This window comes from Mycobacteroides franklinii (assembly GCF_002013895.1).
Lineage (GTDB): Bacteria > Actinomycetota > Actinomycetes > Mycobacteriales > Mycobacteriaceae > Mycobacterium > Mycobacterium franklinii.
The window spans coordinates 131,638-149,924 of record NZ_MAFQ01000005.1; the positions used below are offsets into that span (position 1 = coordinate 131,638).

The 18,287-nt window shown below is 61.2% G+C and carries 14 protein-coding genes; 10 read left to right on the top strand and 4 right to left on the bottom strand.

Going from position 1 to position 18,287, the window contains the following annotated elements:
- Positions 1 to 201: 201 nt before the first annotated feature.
- From B4393_RS07655 to B4393_RS07670, 4 genes are read left to right on the top strand one after another with little or no spacing between them, the layout of a single operon-like run.
- Positions 202 to 612 (top strand): MmpS family transport accessory protein, encoded by a 411-nt coding sequence (locus B4393_RS07655; protein WP_078280950.1) that lies wholly within the window; start codon positions 202 to 204, stop codon positions 610 to 612.
- Positions 609 to 3,512, top strand: coding sequence for an MMPL/RND family transporter (locus B4393_RS07660; protein WP_109558192.1), 2,904 nt, complete (start codon positions 609 to 611; stop codon positions 3,510 to 3,512). The genes B4393_RS07655 and B4393_RS07660 overlap by 4 nt, the downstream gene beginning before the upstream one ends.
- 40 nt (positions 3,513 to 3,552) lie before the next feature.
- A complete protein-coding gene (locus B4393_RS07665) occupies positions 3,553 to 6,414 on the top strand; it encodes an MMPL/RND family transporter (protein ID WP_078333620.1) in 2,862 nt (953 codons plus the stop codon).
- A gap of 55 nt (positions 6,415 to 6,469) precedes the next feature.
- Positions 6,470 to 6,808 (top strand): hemophore-related protein, encoded by a 339-nt coding sequence (locus B4393_RS07670; protein WP_078333621.1) that lies wholly within the window; start codon positions 6,470 to 6,472, stop codon positions 6,806 to 6,808.
- A 56-nt stretch (positions 6,809 to 6,864) separates the two neighbouring features.
- Here the strand turns inward: B4393_RS07670 and B4393_RS07675 are convergent, their stop codons facing one another.
- Complete coding sequence (locus tag B4393_RS07675) at positions 6,865 to 8,280, bottom strand: condensation domain-containing protein (RefSeq protein ID WP_078333622.1); 1,416 nt, start codon at positions 8,278 to 8,280, stop codon at positions 6,865 to 6,867.
- Between the two features lie 332 nt (positions 8,281 to 8,612).
- On the opposite strand from B4393_RS07675, the gene B4393_RS07680 reads away from it, so the two are divergent.
- Positions 8,613 to 9,392 (top strand): class I SAM-dependent methyltransferase, encoded by a 780-nt coding sequence (locus B4393_RS07680; protein WP_078333962.1) that lies wholly within the window; start codon positions 8,613 to 8,615, stop codon positions 9,390 to 9,392.
- Positions 9,393 to 9,621: 229 nt separating this feature from the next.
- Positions 9,622 to 10,578: a sulfotransferase family protein gene (locus B4393_RS07685; protein ID WP_078333623.1), complete on the top strand. Its 957-nt coding sequence runs from the start codon at positions 9,622 to 9,624 to the stop codon at positions 10,576 to 10,578.
- 28 nt (positions 10,579 to 10,606) lie between these two features.
- On the opposite strand, the gene B4393_RS07690 is transcribed toward B4393_RS07685, so the two are convergent.
- The gene (locus B4393_RS07690; RefSeq protein ID WP_078333963.1) at positions 10,607 to 11,392 is read right to left on the bottom strand and encodes a GAP family protein; all 786 of its coding nucleotides are present in this window, start codon (positions 11,390 to 11,392) and stop codon (positions 10,607 to 10,609) included.
- Positions 11,393 to 11,526: 134 nt separating this feature from the next.
- Entirely contained in the window at positions 11,527 to 12,318 is a 792-nt protein-coding gene (locus tag B4393_RS07695) for a GAP family protein (protein WP_078333624.1), read from the bottom strand.
- Between the two features lie 90 nt (positions 12,319 to 12,408).
- On the opposite strand from B4393_RS07695, the gene B4393_RS07700 reads away from it, so the two are divergent.
- From B4393_RS07700 to B4393_RS07710, 3 genes are all read left to right on the top strand, one after another.
- Complete coding sequence (locus tag B4393_RS07700; RefSeq protein ID WP_078333625.1) at positions 12,409 to 13,389, top strand: class I SAM-dependent methyltransferase; 981 nt, start codon at positions 12,409 to 12,411, stop codon at positions 13,387 to 13,389.
- A gap of 146 nt (positions 13,390 to 13,535) precedes the next feature.
- Positions 13,536 to 14,816 carry a glycosyltransferase gene (locus B4393_RS07705; protein ID WP_078333626.1) on the top strand — a complete coding sequence of 427 codons (1,281 nt, stop codon included), beginning with the start codon at positions 13,536 to 13,538 and terminating at the stop codon, positions 14,814 to 14,816.
- A 40-nt stretch (positions 14,817 to 14,856) separates the two neighbouring features.
- Positions 14,857 to 16,134: a glycosyltransferase gene (locus B4393_RS07710; RefSeq protein ID WP_078333627.1), complete on the top strand. Its 1,278-nt coding sequence runs from the start codon at positions 14,857 to 14,859 to the stop codon at positions 16,132 to 16,134.
- On the opposite strand, the gene B4393_RS07715 is transcribed toward B4393_RS07710, so the two are convergent.
- Positions 16,110 to 17,513 carry a cytochrome P450 gene (locus B4393_RS07715; protein ID WP_078333628.1) on the bottom strand — a complete coding sequence of 468 codons (1,404 nt, stop codon included), beginning with the start codon at positions 17,511 to 17,513 and terminating at the stop codon, positions 16,110 to 16,112. The genes B4393_RS07710 and B4393_RS07715 overlap by 25 nt on opposite strands.
- A 535-nt stretch (positions 17,514 to 18,048) precedes the next feature.
- Between B4393_RS07715 and B4393_RS07720 the strand changes: the two genes are divergently transcribed.
- The gene (locus B4393_RS07720; RefSeq protein ID WP_078333964.1) at positions 18,049 to 18,279 is read left to right on the top strand and encodes an MbtH family protein; all 231 of its coding nucleotides are present in this window, start codon (positions 18,049 to 18,051) and stop codon (positions 18,277 to 18,279) included.
- The last annotated feature ends 8 nt before the right edge of the window (positions 18,280 to 18,287 follow it).

The window sequence follows — 18,287 nt, forward strand, 5'->3', positions numbered from 1 at the left end:
TCGGTAATCGGGTCGCGCGCGACGAGGCGTGCCGCACGTTGGCGGTGCTTCGCATACGACCGAGCCTGGGTGCCCCGCATTCGAAGTTCGGTTATCCGTCGTGTTCACATCCGATCTGGAGATACATGTTTGCGCAGCTGACGTGCTGCCGAGCACGGAAGACAGTCGGAGGAACTCGAGATTTTCAGGCTCTTGAAGCGTGTGTGGATTCCGTTGGTGCTCGTGGTGGTGGGAGTTGCAGGCGGATTCACCGTCTCGCGGTTGCATGGTGTCTTCGGCAATGAGCGTCGCCCCGAATACGCCACCGCCGAGCGTGAAGAGAAGCGGCCTCATGACCCCAAGTACCTCATCTATGAGGTGTTCGGCCCTCCGGGCACGGTCGCGACGATCAGTTATTTCGACGCAGATGCCGAACCACAGGTCATCAGGTCAGCCGCGCTTCCCTGGTCTGTGGAGTTCCCGATCACCGAGGCCACCGCGATGGGAAACATCACCGCACAGGGTGACACCGACAGCATCGGATGCCGCATCCTCGTGGGTGACAAGGTCAAAGACGAGAAGATCCGCTACGGCGTAAGCGCTTTGACCTTCTGCATGCTGAAGGCCGCATGAGCGCCCACAGCGAACCCCCCACGGAGCCATTGCCGGCGCTCAGCCGCCCGCCGTTCGTGGCGCGGATGATCCGCCGCCTGTCGGTGCCCATCATCCTGGGCTGGTTGGCGATCGCTGTCATCTTGAGCATCAGCGTTCCCTCACTCGAGCAGGTCGAGAAGGACCACGCGGTGGCAATGAACCCCGATGCGGCGCCCTCGTTTCAGGCTACGCAGCGGATGGGCAAGCTGTTCGACGAGTCAAATTCCAGTGTCGTGGCGATGATTGTGGTGGAGGGGCAGCAACCCCTCAAAGACGACACGCACCGGTACTACGACGACTTGATCCGCCGGCTGAAAGCCGATACGGCCCACGTGCAGCATGTGCAGGACTTCTGGGGCGATCAGATGACGCAGGCCGCTGCGCAAAGCCTCGACGGCAAGGCCACGTATGTGCAAGTGGCCCTTACCGATCCCCGACACGGAGCTTCGGCGAACCAATCCGTGGAGGCGGTTCGCGGCATCGTCGACAAAACACAGGCCCCGCCGGGAGTGAAGGCCTACGTCACAGGCCCGGCGGCCTTCGCCGCGGATCTGGGGCCCGCGGGCAATAGGACCGTCCTGCTGGTCACCGGGCTGAGCCTCGCGGTGATCTTCACCATGCTGCTCTTGGTCTACCGATCGCTCGTTTCCGTCATCCTCATGCTGGTGGTTGTGGGCATCGAGCTGACGGTGGCCCGTGGATTCGTGGCTTTCCTGGGCAACCTCGGGGTTATCGGTATCACCACATTCGTCGTCAATCTGCTTGTAGCGCTTGCTATCGCTGCCGGAACGGACTACGGCATATTCTTCACCGGGCGGTACCAGGAGGCGCGTCAGGCCGGCGAGGACCGAGAAACCGCTTTTTACACCACCTTTCGCAGCGTGGCCAAGGTGGTGTTGGGTTCGGGTCTGACCATTGCCGGAGCCGTTCTCTGCTTGCACTTCACGCGGCTACCCGTCTATCAAACTCTGGGTGTCGCCACTGCCGTGGGTATGGTCGTCGCGGTGGCCGTCGCCATCACGCTGGTCCCGGCAGTGATCGCCGTGGGCAGTCGTTTCGGGTTGTTCGAGCCCAAACGGAAGGTCATGGTTCGCCGATGGCGACAGATCGGCACCGCGATCGTGCGTTGGCCGGCACCGATCCTCGTCGCTACATGCGCAGTGGCGCTAGTCGGACTGTTGACGCTGCCGGTCTACCAGCCGAGCTACAACGACCAGAAGTACATCCCTCAAGACATCCCCGCCAACGTCGGATATGCGGCCGCTGCAAGACATTTCCCGCAATCATTGATGATGGCGCCCGACATTCTTCTGGTCGAAGCCGATCACGATATGCGCAATCCCGTGGATTTTCTGGTGCTGAACAAACTGACTCGAGGAGTTCAGGCTGTCCCCGGCGTTTCACGGGTCCAGGCGGTCACGCGGCCCGGAGGTGAACCGCTTAAGCACACCACCATTCCGTACATGCTCAGTATGAGCAGCGCGAGCCAATCGCATCTGATGCCGTTTCAGCGGAATCGTATGGACGACCTACTGGTTCAGGCCGACGACATGCTGAAGACGATAGCCATCATGAAGCGCATGCAGGCGTTGACCGAGCAGATGGTCGGTACGACCCACGACATGGTCACGACCACACATGAGCTCGAAGACATCATGAATGATCTGCGTGATCACGTCATGGACTTCGATGACTTCATCAGGCCGATTCGCAACTACCTCTATTGGGAAAAGCACTGTTACGACATTCCGGTATGTCAGGCCATCCGTTCGGTTTTCGACACGCTCGATGGCGTCGATGAGGTCTCCGACAAGCTGAGCGATCTGGTCGCCAACCTTGACAAGCTGGATCAACTCCTGCCGCAAATGGCCGAGCAGTTTCCGGTGATGATCGAGACGATGGAATCTACGCGGAAAATGATGCTGTCCATGCACAGCACCATGTCCGGGATCTTCGATCAAATGGAGCAGACGACGAACAACTCGACTGCCATGGGAAAGGCCTTTGACGCCGCCCAGAACGACGACTCGTTCTATCTGCCTCCAGAGGTATTCGAGAACGAAGACTTCAAACGCATGATGAATATCTTCATGTCTCCGGACGGGAAGGCGGCCCGGCTACTCATCTCGCAGCGGGGCGATCCCGCCACGCGCGAGGGCATGTCGCTGGTTCAGCCGATAGAGACGGCGGCTGCGGAAGCGCTCAAGGGCACCCCCCTTCGCAATGCCAAGATCTATATGACCGGTACCGCGGCATCTGTGAAAGACATCGTCGACGGCTCCAAATACGATCTCTTGATCGCAGCGACCGCGGCGCTGTGCCTGATCTTCGGCATCATGCTGATCATGACGCGAAGCTTCGTTGCGGCGCTGGTTATCGTTGGCACAGTGGCGCTTTCGCTGGGTGCGGCCTTCGGCCTCTCGGTGCTGATCTGGCAAAGTATTCTGGGCATTCCACTGAACTGGGTCGTGCTCGCGATGTCGGTGATCATCTTGTTGGCCGTGGGATCTGACTACAACCTGCTGTTGGTGTCACGGATGAAGGAAGAGCTGGGCGCCGGGATCAACACGGGCATCATTCGGGCCATGGGTGGGACCGGCAAGGTGGTCACCTCGGCGGGTCTGGTGTTTGCGTTCACCATGTTGTCCATGGTGGTCAGCGACCTCGTTACCATCGGGCAGCTGGGTTCCACCATTGGTATCGGCTTGTTGTTCGACACGTTGGTGGTGCGCGCGTTCATGACACCGGCGATCGCGGCGTTACTGGGGCGGTGGTTCTGGTGGCCGCAACGGGTGCTTCAGCGTCCCGTCAGGACATTCCGGGCCCCGGCCGGGCCTCGCCCGTTGGTGAGCTTCCTTTTCCAGAAGGAAGAGCGCTAGTAGCGATGAATGTCTTTGTCTGCCTTTGGGTAAGGGCCACATGAGTATCCATCGGATGGTCGACCATCCGCCGCTGCTCGCCGGGTTGATCCGCCGGCTGTCGGTGCCGATCATTCTTGGCTGGCTGGCGGTCATCGCCCTCGTGACATTCGCTGTTCCTTCTCTGGAGCACGTCGGGAGGGAAAGCTCGGTGTCCCTGGTTCCCCAAGCGGCGCCATCGTTTCGGGCGATGCAGCGGATGGGTGAGGTATTCGGGGAATCCAATTCCGACAGCGTGGCGATGGTCGTCTTGGAAGGCGAGCAACCCCTCGGTGACGATGCGCACGCGTACTACGACAATTTGATTCGTCAACTGAGGGCTGACACGACGCATGTGCAGCACGTCCAAGATTATTGGGGCGATCCTCTCACCGCGACAGGTGTGCAGAGCTCCGACGGTAAGAGTGTGTATGTCCAACTCAATCTCTCGGGCAATCAAGGCCAAGCCCTGGCGAACAAATCCGTGGAAGCAGTCCGCGGCATTGTGGACCGGGTATCGCCCCCGCTTGGCGTCAAAGCCTACGTCACGGGTCCGGCGCCGTTGGTGACGGACATGAACGATGCCGGCAACTCATCGATCATCAAGATCACCGTTGTCACGCTCGTGGTCATCTTCACGATGTTGCTCTTTGTGTACCGCTCGGTCGTCACGGTGATTCTGCTGCTGATCATGGTAGGAATACAGGTGCAGGCGGCCCGAGGCATCGTCGCACTTTTGGGTGATCATGGGGTCATTGGACTTTCGACCTTCTCGGTCAATCTGTTGGTATCGCTCGGCATCGCAGTCGGAACGGACTACGGCATATTCTTCACCGGGCGATATCAGGAAGCGCGCCAATCCGGTGAAGACCGCGAGACCGCCTTCTACACCACCTATGGCAGTGTGGCGAAGGTCGTCGTGGCCTCCGGGCTGACCATTGCCGGAGCGATCTTCTGCCTCAGTTTTACCCGCCTGCCCTACTTCCAGACGATGGGTGTGCCTGCTGCGGTCGGCATGGCAGTGGCGGTTGCCGTCGCAGTCACGTTGGTCCCGGCAGTGATCGCCGTGGGCAGTCGTTTCGGATTGTTTGAGCCCAAACGAAAGATCCTGGTCCGGCGGTGGCGGTGGGTCGGCACGGCGATTGTGCGATGGCCGGCTCCTATCCTGGCCGCGGCGTGCGCGGTCGGACTGATTGGGCTGCTGGCACTTCCGGGTTACCAGACCAGCTATGACGACAGACTGTATGTGCCCCAGGACATTCCCGCCAACGTGGGGTACGCGGCGGCGCAGCGGCACTTCCCCGAGTCGCGAATGACCCCCGACGTCATGGTTCTCGAGGCAGACCACGACATGCGCAATCCGGCAGACTTCGTGGTTCTGCACAAGTTGGCCAAAGGCCTCTTCGCCGTGCCGGGTATCTCCATGGTGCAGAGCATTACCCGGCCAGAGGGTAGCCCGATAGAGCGGACGTCCATCCCGTTCCAAATCAGCTTGCAAAGTGCCGGCATGCTGCAAATCCTGCCGTTCGGAAAAGAACGCGTGGACGACATGCTGAAGCAGGCCGAAGACATGACGAAGATGATCAACCAGATGCAGCACACCTATGAGTTGATGAGCAACATATCCGATATCACCAACGAGACCGTTGTCATGAATCGGGAGCTGACAGCGACCGTTGATCGCCTGCGCGATTACATCGCCAATTTCGACGATTTCTTCAAGCCACTGCGGAACTACCTGTACTGGGAGAAACACTGCGAGACCATCCCGGTCTGCTTCGCGGTCAGATCCGTCTTTCAGGCGCTTGACGGCACCGACCTGCTCAGCGAGCGAACTCATCGGATCCTCGAACGCGTGGAGGAAATGAACGGGTACCAGCGAGAGCTGATCGCGCTGTTCCCTCCGATGATCTCGACCATGAAGTCGATGCGCGCCATGATGTTGACGATGCACAGCACCATGTCGGGGATCTTTTCCCTCATCGACCAGACGGCAGCCAATGCCAGTGAGATGGGAAGGATCTACGACGGCGCCCAAAATGACGACTCGTTCTATCTGCCTCCAGAGGTGTTCGAGAACGAGGACTTCAAACGTGCGATGTCTCTGTTCTTTTCACCGGATGGAAAGGCAGTCCGGTTGATCCTTACCTATCGCGGCGACCCGGGGACACCGGAGAGCCTCTCGCGGGTGGACGCCGTACGTTCGGCCGCCGAGGAAGCGCTCAAGGTGACGCCGCTGGAGAACGCCAAGATTCATCTCGCGGGGACCGCGGCGACATTCAAGGACCTACGGGATGGTTCCGCGTACGACCTGTTGATCGCCGGCGTTGCGGCGCTGTGCCTGATCTTCGGCATCATGCTGATCATGACGCGAAGCTTCGTTGCGGCGCTGGTTATCGTTGGGACGGTGGCGCTTTCCCTGGGTGCGGCCTTCGGCCTCTCGGTGCTGATCTGGCAGAACATCCTCGGTGTCGAATTGCACTGGCTGGTACTTGCCATGTCGGTGATCATCTTGTTGGCGGTGGGATCTGACTACAACCTGCTGTTGGTGTCACGGATGAAGGAAGAGATAGGCGCGGGGATCAACACGGGCATCATTCGGGCCATGGGTGGGACCGGCAAGGTGGTCACGTCTGCGGGTCTGGTGTTTGCGTTCACCATGTTGTCCATGGTGGTCAGCGACCTCCGCGTGATCGGACAGGTGGGTTCCACCATCGGTATCGGCTTGTTGTTCGACACGTTGGTGGTGCGCGCGTTCATGACACCGGCGATCGCGGCGTTACTGGGGCGGTGGTTCTGGTGGCCGCAACGGATAATCCGGCGCCCCACCGGAACACCACGGGAGCTGCCGGATGCCCGGCCGATGGTGCTGCAAGATGCCTGACTTGTCACGAGGACCGAATTACCCGAAAAATATTGATAAGAAGGGAAGTACGTACATGTTTCGTCTGTCGCTAACCGGACTGTCCGTCGGGCTGGGGGGACTGGCTCTGTCGCTGACCGCCGGTGCCGGGATCGGCGCCGCGGACCCCGATTTGGATTCGGCCATCAACACAACGTGCAGCTATCCGCAGGTGGTCGCCGCCCTCAATGCGCAGGACCCGCAATTCGGTAAGGCGTTCTCTCAATCGCCGATACTGCAGCGCGGCCTACGCGAGTTCCTTGCTGCCGGCCCGGACAAGCGGGCGCAGACCGCCCAAGACGTGGCCAATGCTCCAGCGTTCCAGCCGTATCTTGGCGTGATGGAACAGGCCTACAGGACCTGCCACAACTTCTGACTGTTGTTGGGCATCAGATGCTTTGGTGCCCAACAACAGGGGGACGGACGGATTGGTCAGTGGATCTCGCCGGTCAGGCCGAAGTCGGACAGTGTCAGTTCGGCCAGTTCGCGCAACGTCTTTTTGGTATTTGTTGCGCCCGGTTGGTAGGCGCCGACACTGATGAAGATCTTGCCGTTCAGGCGGCCGGACAGAATGAACACTCGGCCCCCGGTCCGCTCGAGCAACCGGCGTCTCTCGTGTTGTCCGGTCGCACGTGCGTTCTGGAAGTCGGCGAGGGTACCGGCGGGCCAGCCGATCAGCGTGTGGAGATCACCAAGGTAAGAACAAAATACGGATTGGTCGGGGTCAGCGGGCATCCTGGAGACCATCCGCTTCAGCGTCCGCTCCGGCGCAAACGACGGCAGCCATAGGAGCTGCTTCGTCTCGTCCGGCGTCTCCTTCAAGGTCTTCAGGGTCTGCTTGATGGCGGCCCGAACATCGCGCAGGTCTGTGGTGAGCGAGGTCGGATCGATGCTGACGCGGGCATAAGACAGCGCCATCGCACGGGTGTCGTCCTCCGTACGGTCGCTGATGGGAATCTGCAGGGTGACCGTCCCGTTATCGGCGCTTCGCCGCCCGATACGCTCGCCGAATCGAGCAGCGAAGGCAGCGGCGAGTGTGTGACTCGCGCCGGCGAGGGCGTCCGCACGAGCATCCCAATCATCCAATCCGACATAAATGGTGATGGCCGGTACCAGTACAACGTCATCGGGGACATCCGTACCCGGGGTTGTTGGTGGCGGTGCCGGCACCCGGCCCGACGCGCCCTTGTCGCGGGCCTGCTTTCGGCCCAGCTTCACCGCTGCGACAAGCGCTCGCGCGACGTGGGGTACGTCCCGCGCCGTCTGCCGCGCGTCCTGCCCCAGCGCGCGCAGTCGCTTGCGAGACAACGGTACCGGGTATCCGAGGTCACGCGTCCTGCCCAGGACCGCTTCGACTATGACCAGTGCGAGGCCAAGGCCGTCGATCAGGTTGTGGGACAGCACCAAGCTGATGGCAGTCATACCGTCGTCCAGAGGAAGGACACCGAGATGCCAGCCGGGCCCCGATTCCGGGTCGATGCGCAGCTGTGAGCGTTCATCTACCCAGTCGCTGAATTCCGAACGCGGACGGGAGTGCTGCGCGATGTCGATCTCGGGTGGTCCGGGGTCCACCACCCAGCGATGCCGGGCGATCGGCAGTGCCGGGCGTTCGATACGACGGCCCAGCAAGCCCTGCCCCAGGCTGTGGCGAAAACGCTGCAACGCGTCGAGATCGATCGTGTGCCCGTACAGCCAGGTAACTTGAATGATCACATTCATACCGGCGGCATGATGTTCGGCCAGTAGCGCCTCATCCGCCAACGCGAGCCGATTGTCCAGCTGTGCAGAGTTTTTGGATCCGCGCCAGCTGCTCAAGGATTCGCGCATACGACGCATCTGCCCTGGCACCGATCAGACTCCTTCGCTATCGACCATGCGTCGACTGTTTCACACTGTGAGCGGCAATGGATTTGGAGATACGCATGGCCCAGTTGCAAAGCATTTCTGTCGGCTGCTCGGCCGAACTCACATGAACCGAATAGGTCCGGAGCCTAGCCGCTCCATGGAGATGTTGTGGCAAAATCTGATCCATGATGACGGCCTGCAATCTGACTGACGGGCGGCCCCAAATCTTTGCCGCGGCGTGCGGCGCTATTACTGGATAAATATTGCACTTTTTCTGCCCTGCACCGCATTTGATTTCGCGACAGATACACCGGGCAGTGCCGCGGTGATCCATGATGTTCTACGTGGAGAACAGTGCCCGCGATATTTCCAGGATGCCTCGGGGAGGCCCGGACGCTTCCTGGCTAGACCGGCGATTGCAGACCAGTCGGCTGGAGTATCTGGACCGTGACGACGTCGACGATCTCAAGCGCAAGGTCATGCATTCACTCGACCGTGCCGGGCGGCGGCGACGCATCGGAATCCACGAGAAATGTGCGCGGATGGCACTGCGCGAGGTGTCCGATGTGGACTGCCCGAAGATCCTCGAACTGGGCGCAGGTCTCGGGGGGTTGTCACACAAGCTGTTGGAAATGCATGCCACTGCCCAGGTGACGGTGACCGATATCGATCCCAGCTTTGTGGCAGCCGCTGCAGCCAGTGAAATTGGCAGCCACCCGCGCGCAACGGTTCGAGAAATGGATGCCACCGAAATCGATTCCCCGGAAGGGCATTACGACCTCGCGGTATTCGCGTTGTCGCTGCACCATCTGCCGCCTGAGCTTGCCGCCCGGGTGTTCGCGGCCGGGACCAGGGCGGCACGGAAGCTGCTGATTGTCGATTTACCCAGGCCGCCGGTGCCTTTGCATATCGCGCTCTTGGCGGTAGCACTGCCGCTCGTTGGTGTTTCGCCGCTGCAGCATGACGGGTTCATCAGTTCTCTTCGGGCCTACAGCCCGTCGGCGCTGCGTGCGCTGGCGCATCATGCCGATCCAGCCATCACCGTCGAATTCCGGAGTCGACGGGGGCTGGGGCCGACGGTGGTCGTGGCCAGTCGACCGCGGCAATCGGCCTGAGAGGCCGGAAAGTCGATCCCTATTACCGCCGTTACCACTTACAGAAATCAATCTGGATGTCGTCATATGTGCCACGAGTGCATGATTCAATGTGCGACAGTCAATTACGCCTCGAAACTCGTTCTGGTCGGATGTCCCCATCAGAACCGGGCTGTCTATCGCTGGAGGATCTCATGGTGCGGCGCGGCGCCTCTCCGCTCAATACGACATCGGGCCTGAGGTTGGGCTCATGAGCTCGGATGGACAGCCTCGACCGGTCATTCTGTTCGTCATGGGTATGGCCAGGTCGGGTACCTCTGCGATCACCCGTGTTCTGTCATTATGCGGCGGTGCCCTTCCTGCCGCGCTCGCAGGAGCCAATCCGGCCAATCCACGTGGATATTGGGAGCCGCGCAAGGCGATCGTGCTCAACGAGCGAATTCTGCATCGCAACGGTAGCTCCAGATTCGACACGACGCTACGCCTGCAGGATGAAGAGGCGTTCGACGCTGACGAGCGGGCCACGTGTATCGGCGAGATTCAGGCGTATCTGACGACCTTGCCGTCGGCGCCGGTGGTGATCATCAAGGACCCGAGGATAAATCTGCTGTCCGACATGTGGTTTGAGGCAGCACGATTGTCTGGATTCGAGGTAGCGGCGACGGTAGCGGTGCGCCATCCCATGGAGGTGATTGCGTCGGTTGCGGCCCAGGCGGCTGCCTCTCCGGAGTTTTCGAGCGCGTTGTGGCTCAAGTTCAATCTGTTGGCCGAGGCCCGCACCCGGGACGTACCACGTGTATTCGTCGGATACACCAATCTCCTCGAGGATTGGCGCAGGGAGATGAAGCGGATTTCGGTGACGCTCGGGGTCAACCTGGACAATAGGGATGAAGTTGCCATCGAGGACTTCTTGGAATCCGATCTTCGGCGCCAGAAGTACTCGGGCCCGGTAACAGAGCCCTTCGGCACCGACTGGATGTCTGCGGTCTATGAAACACTCTGCGCGGCAGCGAGAGACGATCCCTGGGACTCGTCAGAACTTGATCGCGTCCTAGAGGCGTATCGAGTAAGCGAGCGCGGTTTCCGGGCGATGATCGAGGATTACCAGAGATTCCAAAAGCTCAGCCGCCGTACCCGCCCGTCGATGATGAAGCTGATCTACGAGGTCATGGCGACGGCCAATGGGCGCCGCGGGACGTGGGCCTGAGCCGAACCGGTCCTGTGGAGCCGCTCGCTCAGGCAATACCGTTGACTACCTGGATAACCCCGGCCACCGAGAAAATGGTGATCAGCATCTGTCGGCGGTGAGCCAGTGCCCAGTCGTGCATCGGTTGCAGTACTGCAAGGGTTTTCGCTGGTGCGACGAGGTAACTGATCAGGGTGAGTTCGACCACCGTAAACATCCCGAAGACAAATGAGATGACCGCGATGACCTGAGTGCCGATCGGGGCGCCCGAGGCGACGACGGGAGTCAGTACGAAGATCACCAACATCGGTGGCGGCAGCCCGCACAGGCCGAATACAAACGCCACCCACAAGGCGCCTTCCTCCCAGGCGTTTTGGAGGTGACGTAGTAGTCGCCTGAAGATCGAACCACCCTCTGCGGCCGTGTCACTGGGGACACCGAACGGCGACGTGATGGGAGTCGGTCGGTCAGCGTCGTGGGCTTCCGCCGGGACGTTTCCGGCCGATACCGGAACGCGCGAACGTTCACGCAGCACGCGCACCACAAGCAGGGTGGCGATCGACAGCATGAGAAGGCCCATGGCGAGGTTGACGAGCCGAGTGGTGATGCTGCTGCCTGGCGTGGCCATGTCTTCGACGAAGGAACGAAACGATGGCGCTATGTGCAACACCGTCAGCGGTATCAGCAGACCGGCGAGGCTCACGATCACACTGCCGATCCAGTAGGCCGCTAGATTCTGCACCGGCTGCGGCCGGGAGATCATCAACACGATGATGGCGAGTAGCACCGGATTGACTGCGAACATGATCGCCATCGCGAGCAGTAGACCCCACACGGGCCCGAACACTACCCAGGCGAGCGCGCTTTCTTGGGGGAATTCACAACCAAAACACGCCAGCAATACCAACCGCGGATTTGGCGAACCATTGTGCCCGAATAGATTTCGGGTGGGCACCTGGCGTTGAGGTGTCAGATACCGCCGAGGCCGTGGATCAGGAGTGATACGCCAGCCACTATGCACATGGCTATCAGAATTTTCCGGCGGTGAGCCAACGCCCAATCGTGTATCCGCTGCACCACTGCTTGGGTCTTCGTAGGCGCCACCAGGTAGCTGATCAAGGTGAGTTCGACGATCGCCAGTACCCCGACTGCGAAGACCACGGCGACGACGATCTGTGTCGCCGTGGTGGCGCCCGAGGCCACCAGGATCGCGATGAGGAACAGGCCGGCGTCCGGCTCGATTCCACCCAGAAGCAAGCCGATCACAAACGCGACCCACAGTGACCCGTTCTCCCATGCCTGGGCGGCCCGGGCGAGCAGCCGTCTGATGGGGGAGCGGCCGTCGGGCGCCGTATCGTCGTCGGTGCGGCCCAGTAGCCGCGAGATGGGGTTCGGCGTCGGCGGATTGAGCTCCTCGGCAGCGGCGGCGCCGACTGTGGCCAACTGGCGTTCGCGCCTCCGAAGCAGCGGACGCGCGGCGATCAGCGCGGCAACAGACAGCGCAAGCAGACCCATGCCGAGCTGAATGTGGCGAATGGTGGGGCTGCCCGCCACGCCCTCGGCGAATGATCTGAACATCGGTGTGACGTGTAACAGCGTCAACGGAAGCACCATTGCCGGGATGCACCCGATGAGACACCCCGCCCAATAGACGAGCAGGTTATGCACCGGCCGGGGGCGGGAGATCACCAGAAGGGTGATGCCGAGGCGGATGGGATTAAGGGCCACCAGCACTACGAGCGCTAGCACCGATCCCCACACGTATGGACACACTACGCGGTAGGTTCGTCGTCTGTGGTTCCTTTGAAAGTTGTTCTGTGGCGGACAGTCACAAGCGCGGGGGAGATCTGAATGACAGCGGTTACCAGTGAATGCCGGCTGTGCGATTCGACGGGTCCTCATCAAACGCTAGAAATTCGCGAGATGATGTTCGGGACTCGTGAGGTGTTCGAATACTTCAGTTGCGCCGCGTGCGACACGTTGCAGATCGTGACCGTGCTCGAGGGCGAAGAGCTCATGCGGCACTACCCCGCGACCTACTACTCCCACAACGGCGCGGGGCAGCCGCGAGTCCTCGAATGGCTGGTCAGCCAACGAGATCGGTTCAAACTACAAAGCGGCGGAAGGGTTTTCGGATCTGTTATGACCGCGCCCGTGCCCGAGGGTATCTTCCGTGTGTTGCTAGGCGGGGATGCGGTCAGCATGCTTGCTCAGCTTGGAACCGAACGTGATGCCCGGATCTTGGACGTCGGTTGCGGAAGCGGCGCGTTGTTGGACAGGCTGGCCAGAGTCGGATTCGGCAGCTTGGTCGGCGCAGATCCATTTATCGCCGCCGACGGTGAGTCACGTGAAGGCATACCGCTGCTGAAGCGGTATTTGGCCGATGTGACAGGCGAATTCGATCTCATCATGTTCAACCATTCGCTCGAACACATGCCGGACCCGGTGGGCACGCTTCAGGTTGCGGCGCGGAAACTCGCTGCCGGAGGTATGTGCCTGGCCAGGGTGCCGACCACCTCGTCGGAAGCATGGTCCATGTACGGGGCTGACTGGGTGCAGGCTGATGCGCCTCGGCACATGGTCATACCCTCACGACACGGTATGGCGTTGGCGGCCGAACGGGCCGGGTTACGAGTCTCGCAAACGTTCGACGACTCAACTTTTGGACAATTCACCGGGAGTGAAGCTTATCGGGGTGATGTACCGGTGACCGATCCCAAGATCCTTACGATGTTCCGCCCCAAGCAGATCTGGGAGTGGGAGAAGCGGGCGAAACACCTCAATCAGCAGAACCGCGGTGACCAGACTGGCTTTGTTCTCCGAGTCAAATGACCGTGAATTCTGGACGTACTGCCCAAATCTCTTGGATTTCAAGTTAATAGCGTGAATACCGGGTTATGCTGCCGGGCGGTTGAGCCGTGGCAAGGCTCCCACTTTCATTCCGCAGCAACCCGGGAAGTGAAGGGCCGAGGTCCGCAATGAAATTTGTACTCTCATTTTATGGAACACGTGGTGATGTCGAGCCCGGTGTTGCTGTCGGCCGCGAACTGATGCGTCGAGGACATGACGTGCGCATGGTGGTGCCACCGGACCTTGTCACCTTCGCCGAGGCGGCAGGCCTCACGGCGATTGCCTGCGGGCCTGACGTACGGGTGTGGCAGGACGTGAACCGCGACTTCTGGGCGCGGTTCCTGCGGAATTTCTGGAAGAACTTCTGGCGGATCGGGGACCTCAAGGAGCTGCTGCGCGAGGACTGGCGGTTTCTTACGCAGTGCTGGCAGGACGTCAGTTCGACGTTGCGATCGCAGGCGAAGGACGCCGATCTGCTCTTCACGGGGGTCCTCGGGGAAGAATCAGCAGGTAACGTCGCGGAGTTCTATGACCTCCCGTTCGCCACGCTTCACGTGTTCCCGATCCGCGCCAACGGCCAGCTTGTTCCGGGAATGCCGGCACGGGTGGGCCGCTCGATCATGAAGTTTTCCGAGTGGCTCGGCTGGCCGCTGTTCAAGAAGCTTGAGGACCCTCAGCGCCGTGAACTGGGCCTTCCCAAGGCCACCAAACCCTCGCCGTGGCGGATCACCGAGCGCGGGTCGCTGGAAATCCAGGCCTACGACGAGGCCTGTATGCCAGGGCTGGCGGCCGAATGGGCGCAGTTCGGGGGCCGAAGGCCGTTCGTCGGAGCACTGACATTGGACTTACCAACGGATTCCGATGACGAGGTGGCCTCCTGGATCGCCTCAGGAAAACCGCCGATCTGCTTCGGTTTTGGCAGTATGCCGGTCGAATCCGCAGACAAGACGCTCGCCATGATCAGTGCCGCTTGTGACCAATTGGGCGAACGCGCCCTGGTGTGCGCGGGCGGAAGTGATTTCAGGCATGTTCCTCATTTCGAGAATGTCAAAGTGGTTGCCGTGATGAATTACTCGACAGCCTTCCCCGCCTGTAGGGCAGTCGTTCACCATGGCGGTGCGGGTACCACCGCGGCCAGTCTGCGCGCGGGAGTTCCCACCCTGGTCCTGTCCACCGACCTAGACCAGACATTGTGGGGAGCGCGCGTCAAGCGACTGAAAGTGGGTACCGCCCGCCGCTTTTCGGCGACCACCGAGAAGACCTTGGTCGCGGACCTGCGCAGCATCTTGGAGCCGCAATGCGTGGCCAGAGCCCATGAGGCCGCGACTCGGATGACCAAACCGGCCGAAAGTCCGGTGGCTGCCGCCGATCTGCTGGAAAGTTTCGCCCGCCTCAAGCGGGCTGGCTGATGGCAGGACGTATATCGGACGTAGTAGGCAGGTACCCGCGATGAAGTTTGTGTTGGCAAGCTACGGGACCCGTGGGGATATCGAGCCATGCGTGGCTGTCGGGCGCGAGCTGATGCGCCGGGGGCATGACGTGTGCATGGCCGTCCCACCGGACCTGATCGGGTTTGTCGAGGCGGCCGGGCTTACAGCGGCTCCCTATGGACCGGATCTACAGAATGTGCTGGATGCGCACCGCGAGTTCTGGACACACTTCTTCCGAAACTTCTGGAAGATGAGGGATCTGATCAAGAAGCGGCGCGAAGTGGTCGAGCCTTTTCTTCAATGCTGGAAGGACATCGTCGCCACGTTGACATCGTTGGCCGACGGCGCCGACTTGCTTTTCACCGGTGTCAACTTCGAGGACGCCGCGGGCAATGTCGCGGAGTACTACGACATTCCGCTGGCCACACTGCACTTCTTCCCGTTGCGCTCGAACGGCCAGTTCGTGCCGTTGCTGCCCGCGCCGCTTGGCCGCTCCGCGATGAAAGCGGGGGAATGGCTGGCTTGGCAGAATGCCAAGAAGGTCGAGCGCGTACAGCGCGGTGAACTGGCGTTGCCGAAGGCCGCTCAACCCTCTCCGTGGCGGATCGCCGAGCGCGGCGCGCTGGAAATTCAGGCCTACGACGAGATCTGCTTTCCGGGGCTGGCGGCCGAATGGGCGGAATTCGCACCCCGACGGCCCTTTGTGGGCGCGTTGACATTGGACTTACCAACGGATTTCGATGCGGAGGTGGCATCGTGGATTTCCGCGGGGACGCCACCGATCTTCTTTGGTTTCGGTAGCTTGCCGGTCGCGTCCGCCGAGAAGACACTGGCGATGATCAGCGCGGCCTGTGAGGAGTTGGGGGAACGGGCCTTGGTGTGTGCTGCCGGCTCCGATTTCGGTGGCACCACCTATTCCGGGAACATCAAAATTGTGAGCGCGATGAATTATTCGGCGGCCTTGCCCGAATGCCGCGCCGTCGTGCATCACGGCGGGACGGGCACCACCGCTGCGGGCTTTCGTGCCGGGGTACCCACGTTGATCCTCTCCACAGACCTTGATCAGACGCTGTGGGGAGCACGTGTCAAACGACTGAAAGTGGGCACCGCCCGGCGCTTTTCCGGCACGACGGAGAAAACCTTGGTGTCAGATCTGCGCGTGATCCTCGATCCGCAATGCGTCGCCAGAGCCCGTGAACTGGCTGCCCGCATGACCGAGCCCACCGAAAGCGTAGAGACCACGGCCGATCTCGTGGAGGACTTGGCCGCGTCCTACCGTTGTGGGTCACGTAGCTGACCGGCGCCGTGGGCGCCGGCGGGGCAGGTGGGTGCCACCGCCGGCCCGCAGGTCCTGATCGCCCGAACCCTGATGGACCCGCCGCGATGCGGCACGAAGGTGACGTGCTTAGCCTGTTGCTTTTCGTCGGGTGCGGTGGTGGTGCTCAGCTCGACGCGCCGCAGGATCTCACGCAACACAATCCGTATCTCCACCATGGCGAAGGTGGCACCGAGGCAGCGACGATTGCCGCCGCCGAACGGCAGCCAGGTGGTCGGGCTCAATGTGGTGCCGACCATCCGGTCCGGGTCAAATCGTTCGGGATCGGGGTATACCGAGGCACTCGCGTGCACAAGTCCGATTGCCGGGTCGACCATGATGCCGGCCGGTAGCCGATAACCGCCCACATCGACGGGTTCCTTGAGGACTCTGCCCGAGCTGAAGATCACCGGCCGGATCCGCAGGGTCTCCTTCACCACCGCATCGAGGTACTCATCACCTGCCGGATCTCCCTCGGCACTGGCATCGGCTGCTTGCACCGCCTTGGCAAGCGCGGTGGGGTAGCGGGTGAGACGCTCTAGCACCCAGGACAGGGCCGTTGCTGTGGTCTCGTGTCCTGCCGCGATGGACGTCAGAAGGTGGTCACGCAGTTCTTCGTCGGACATGGTGCGGCCGTTGTCATCGGTGGCACGGACCAGCATGGCCAGCACATCGGTGCGTTCGGCCAGGTTCGGATCGGCGCGGCGTTCGGCAATCTCCGCGTAGAGCAGGGTGTCTGTCTCCGCCATCCGTCGGCCGACCCCGCGCCATGGCCAATAGCGGCGAAGGCTCGGATTGGTAATCGCCGGTGTCTCCCACGGCTTCATGTAGAGCAGACGCGGCACGACCTTGCGCAGGGCAGCCAGTCGCGCTGGATCGGAGGCGCCGATAACAGTTCGCAGGATCACCTCGAGCGTGATGTCGGTTGTCCGGGGAGCAACGGGAAAGTCCTCGCCGACCGGCCATTCGGCTATGTTTGCGGCAGCGATCTCGGCCATCTGTGCGGCCTGGTGTGCGACGGCATCGCGATGGAACGCGGGCATCAGGAGACGGCGCTGATCATGGTGTTCGTCCTCGTCGAGGACAAACAGAGAACTGTCGCCGAGGAGGCCTCGGAAGAACCAATGTGCTTCGCCGGAATGGAAGACCCGAGGGTCGCCTGCGTACACCGTTTTGATGTCGGCTGGATCCGCAAGGTATACAACCTTGCCCGACAATGGAATACGCAAGGTGAACATGTTTCCGTAGCGGCGCTGGCAGCCGGCGAGAAAGCGTAGGCCGTAGCTCGCCATCAGTATGGACTGCACCGCCAGGGGCAGCGGAGGTCCGGGTGGCAGTGCGATTTTCGCAGTTTTGCTCACGGTGCGTGATCCTAAGTACTAGACGGTATTCCAGCTCATATGCCGACGGCCCCGACGGCGACTGGCGCGAGTTTGCCTGTCTCGGATGATGACTCGGTCTGGGGCGCTACGGTGCCTGTCAACGGTACGAGTGTTGGGCCCGGCGTGCGGCACTTTCGGTGGTTGGGCATGTCGATCTTGGTTCCGGGGTGCCTCGCGTGGACTACCTTGCGGCCCAGGGAATCTGGTCACGCGCAATACCTCGTCGAGTATCCCGCGGTGCGTGCCACGCGCCTTACAGCAAACTGTGAGACAACCGGCGTTGTCTGTGTCGCGGCTTGGGTGGCTAGCTGTTCACGCCCGGTTTGGTCACGACTAGCAGCCAATTCGGCTCTGTCGCGGTGGTCGGGTTGGGCAATCCTGGTAGGCGCCCGCCGATTCCAACTGGCGAGTAGCAAGTATCGGAGATTTCTCTAAAAACGTGGATCGACGCAGTTTTCTCGGCTAGTTTTAGAACAGGTTCCACTTATCTGTGTGGATGGTTTCGGGAGAACTGTTGAGCATCAATCCATTTGACGACGACAATGCCAGCTTCTTCGTGCTGGTCAACGATGAGGAACAGCACAGTCTGTGGCCGGCCTTTGTCGATGTTCCGGCTGGTTGGCGAGTGGTTTTCGGCGCCGCGGACCGCGCCGCTTGCCTGGACAACATCGAGCAGCAGTGGGCCGACATTCGGCCAAAAAGCCTGCGCGAGAGGGTGGCACAGGGTCGGACTGTTGATCAATAAGCAGCGGG

Coding starts and splice junctions, on each gene's coding strand:
- B4393_RS07660 (WP_109558192.1), top strand. CDS start 609: ATGAGCGCCCACAGCGAACCCCCCACGGAGCCATTGCCGGCGCTCAGC.
- B4393_RS07665 (WP_078333620.1), top strand. CDS start 3,553: ATGAGTATCCATCGGATGGTCGACCATCCGCCGCTGCTCGCCGGGTTG.
- B4393_RS07670 (WP_078333621.1), top strand. CDS start 6,470: ATGTTTCGTCTGTCGCTAACCGGACTGTCCGTCGGGCTGGGGGGACTG.
- B4393_RS07680 (WP_078333962.1), top strand. CDS start 8,613: ATGTTCTACGTGGAGAACAGTGCCCGCGATATTTCCAGGATGCCTCGG.
- B4393_RS07685 (WP_078333623.1), top strand. CDS start 9,622: ATGAGCTCGGATGGACAGCCTCGACCGGTCATTCTGTTCGTCATGGGT.
- B4393_RS07700 (WP_078333625.1), top strand. CDS start 12,409: ATGACAGCGGTTACCAGTGAATGCCGGCTGTGCGATTCGACGGGTCCT.
- B4393_RS07705 (WP_078333626.1), top strand. CDS start 13,536: ATGAAATTTGTACTCTCATTTTATGGAACACGTGGTGATGTCGAGCCC.
- B4393_RS07710 (WP_078333627.1), top strand. CDS start 14,857: ATGAAGTTTGTGTTGGCAAGCTACGGGACCCGTGGGGATATCGAGCCA.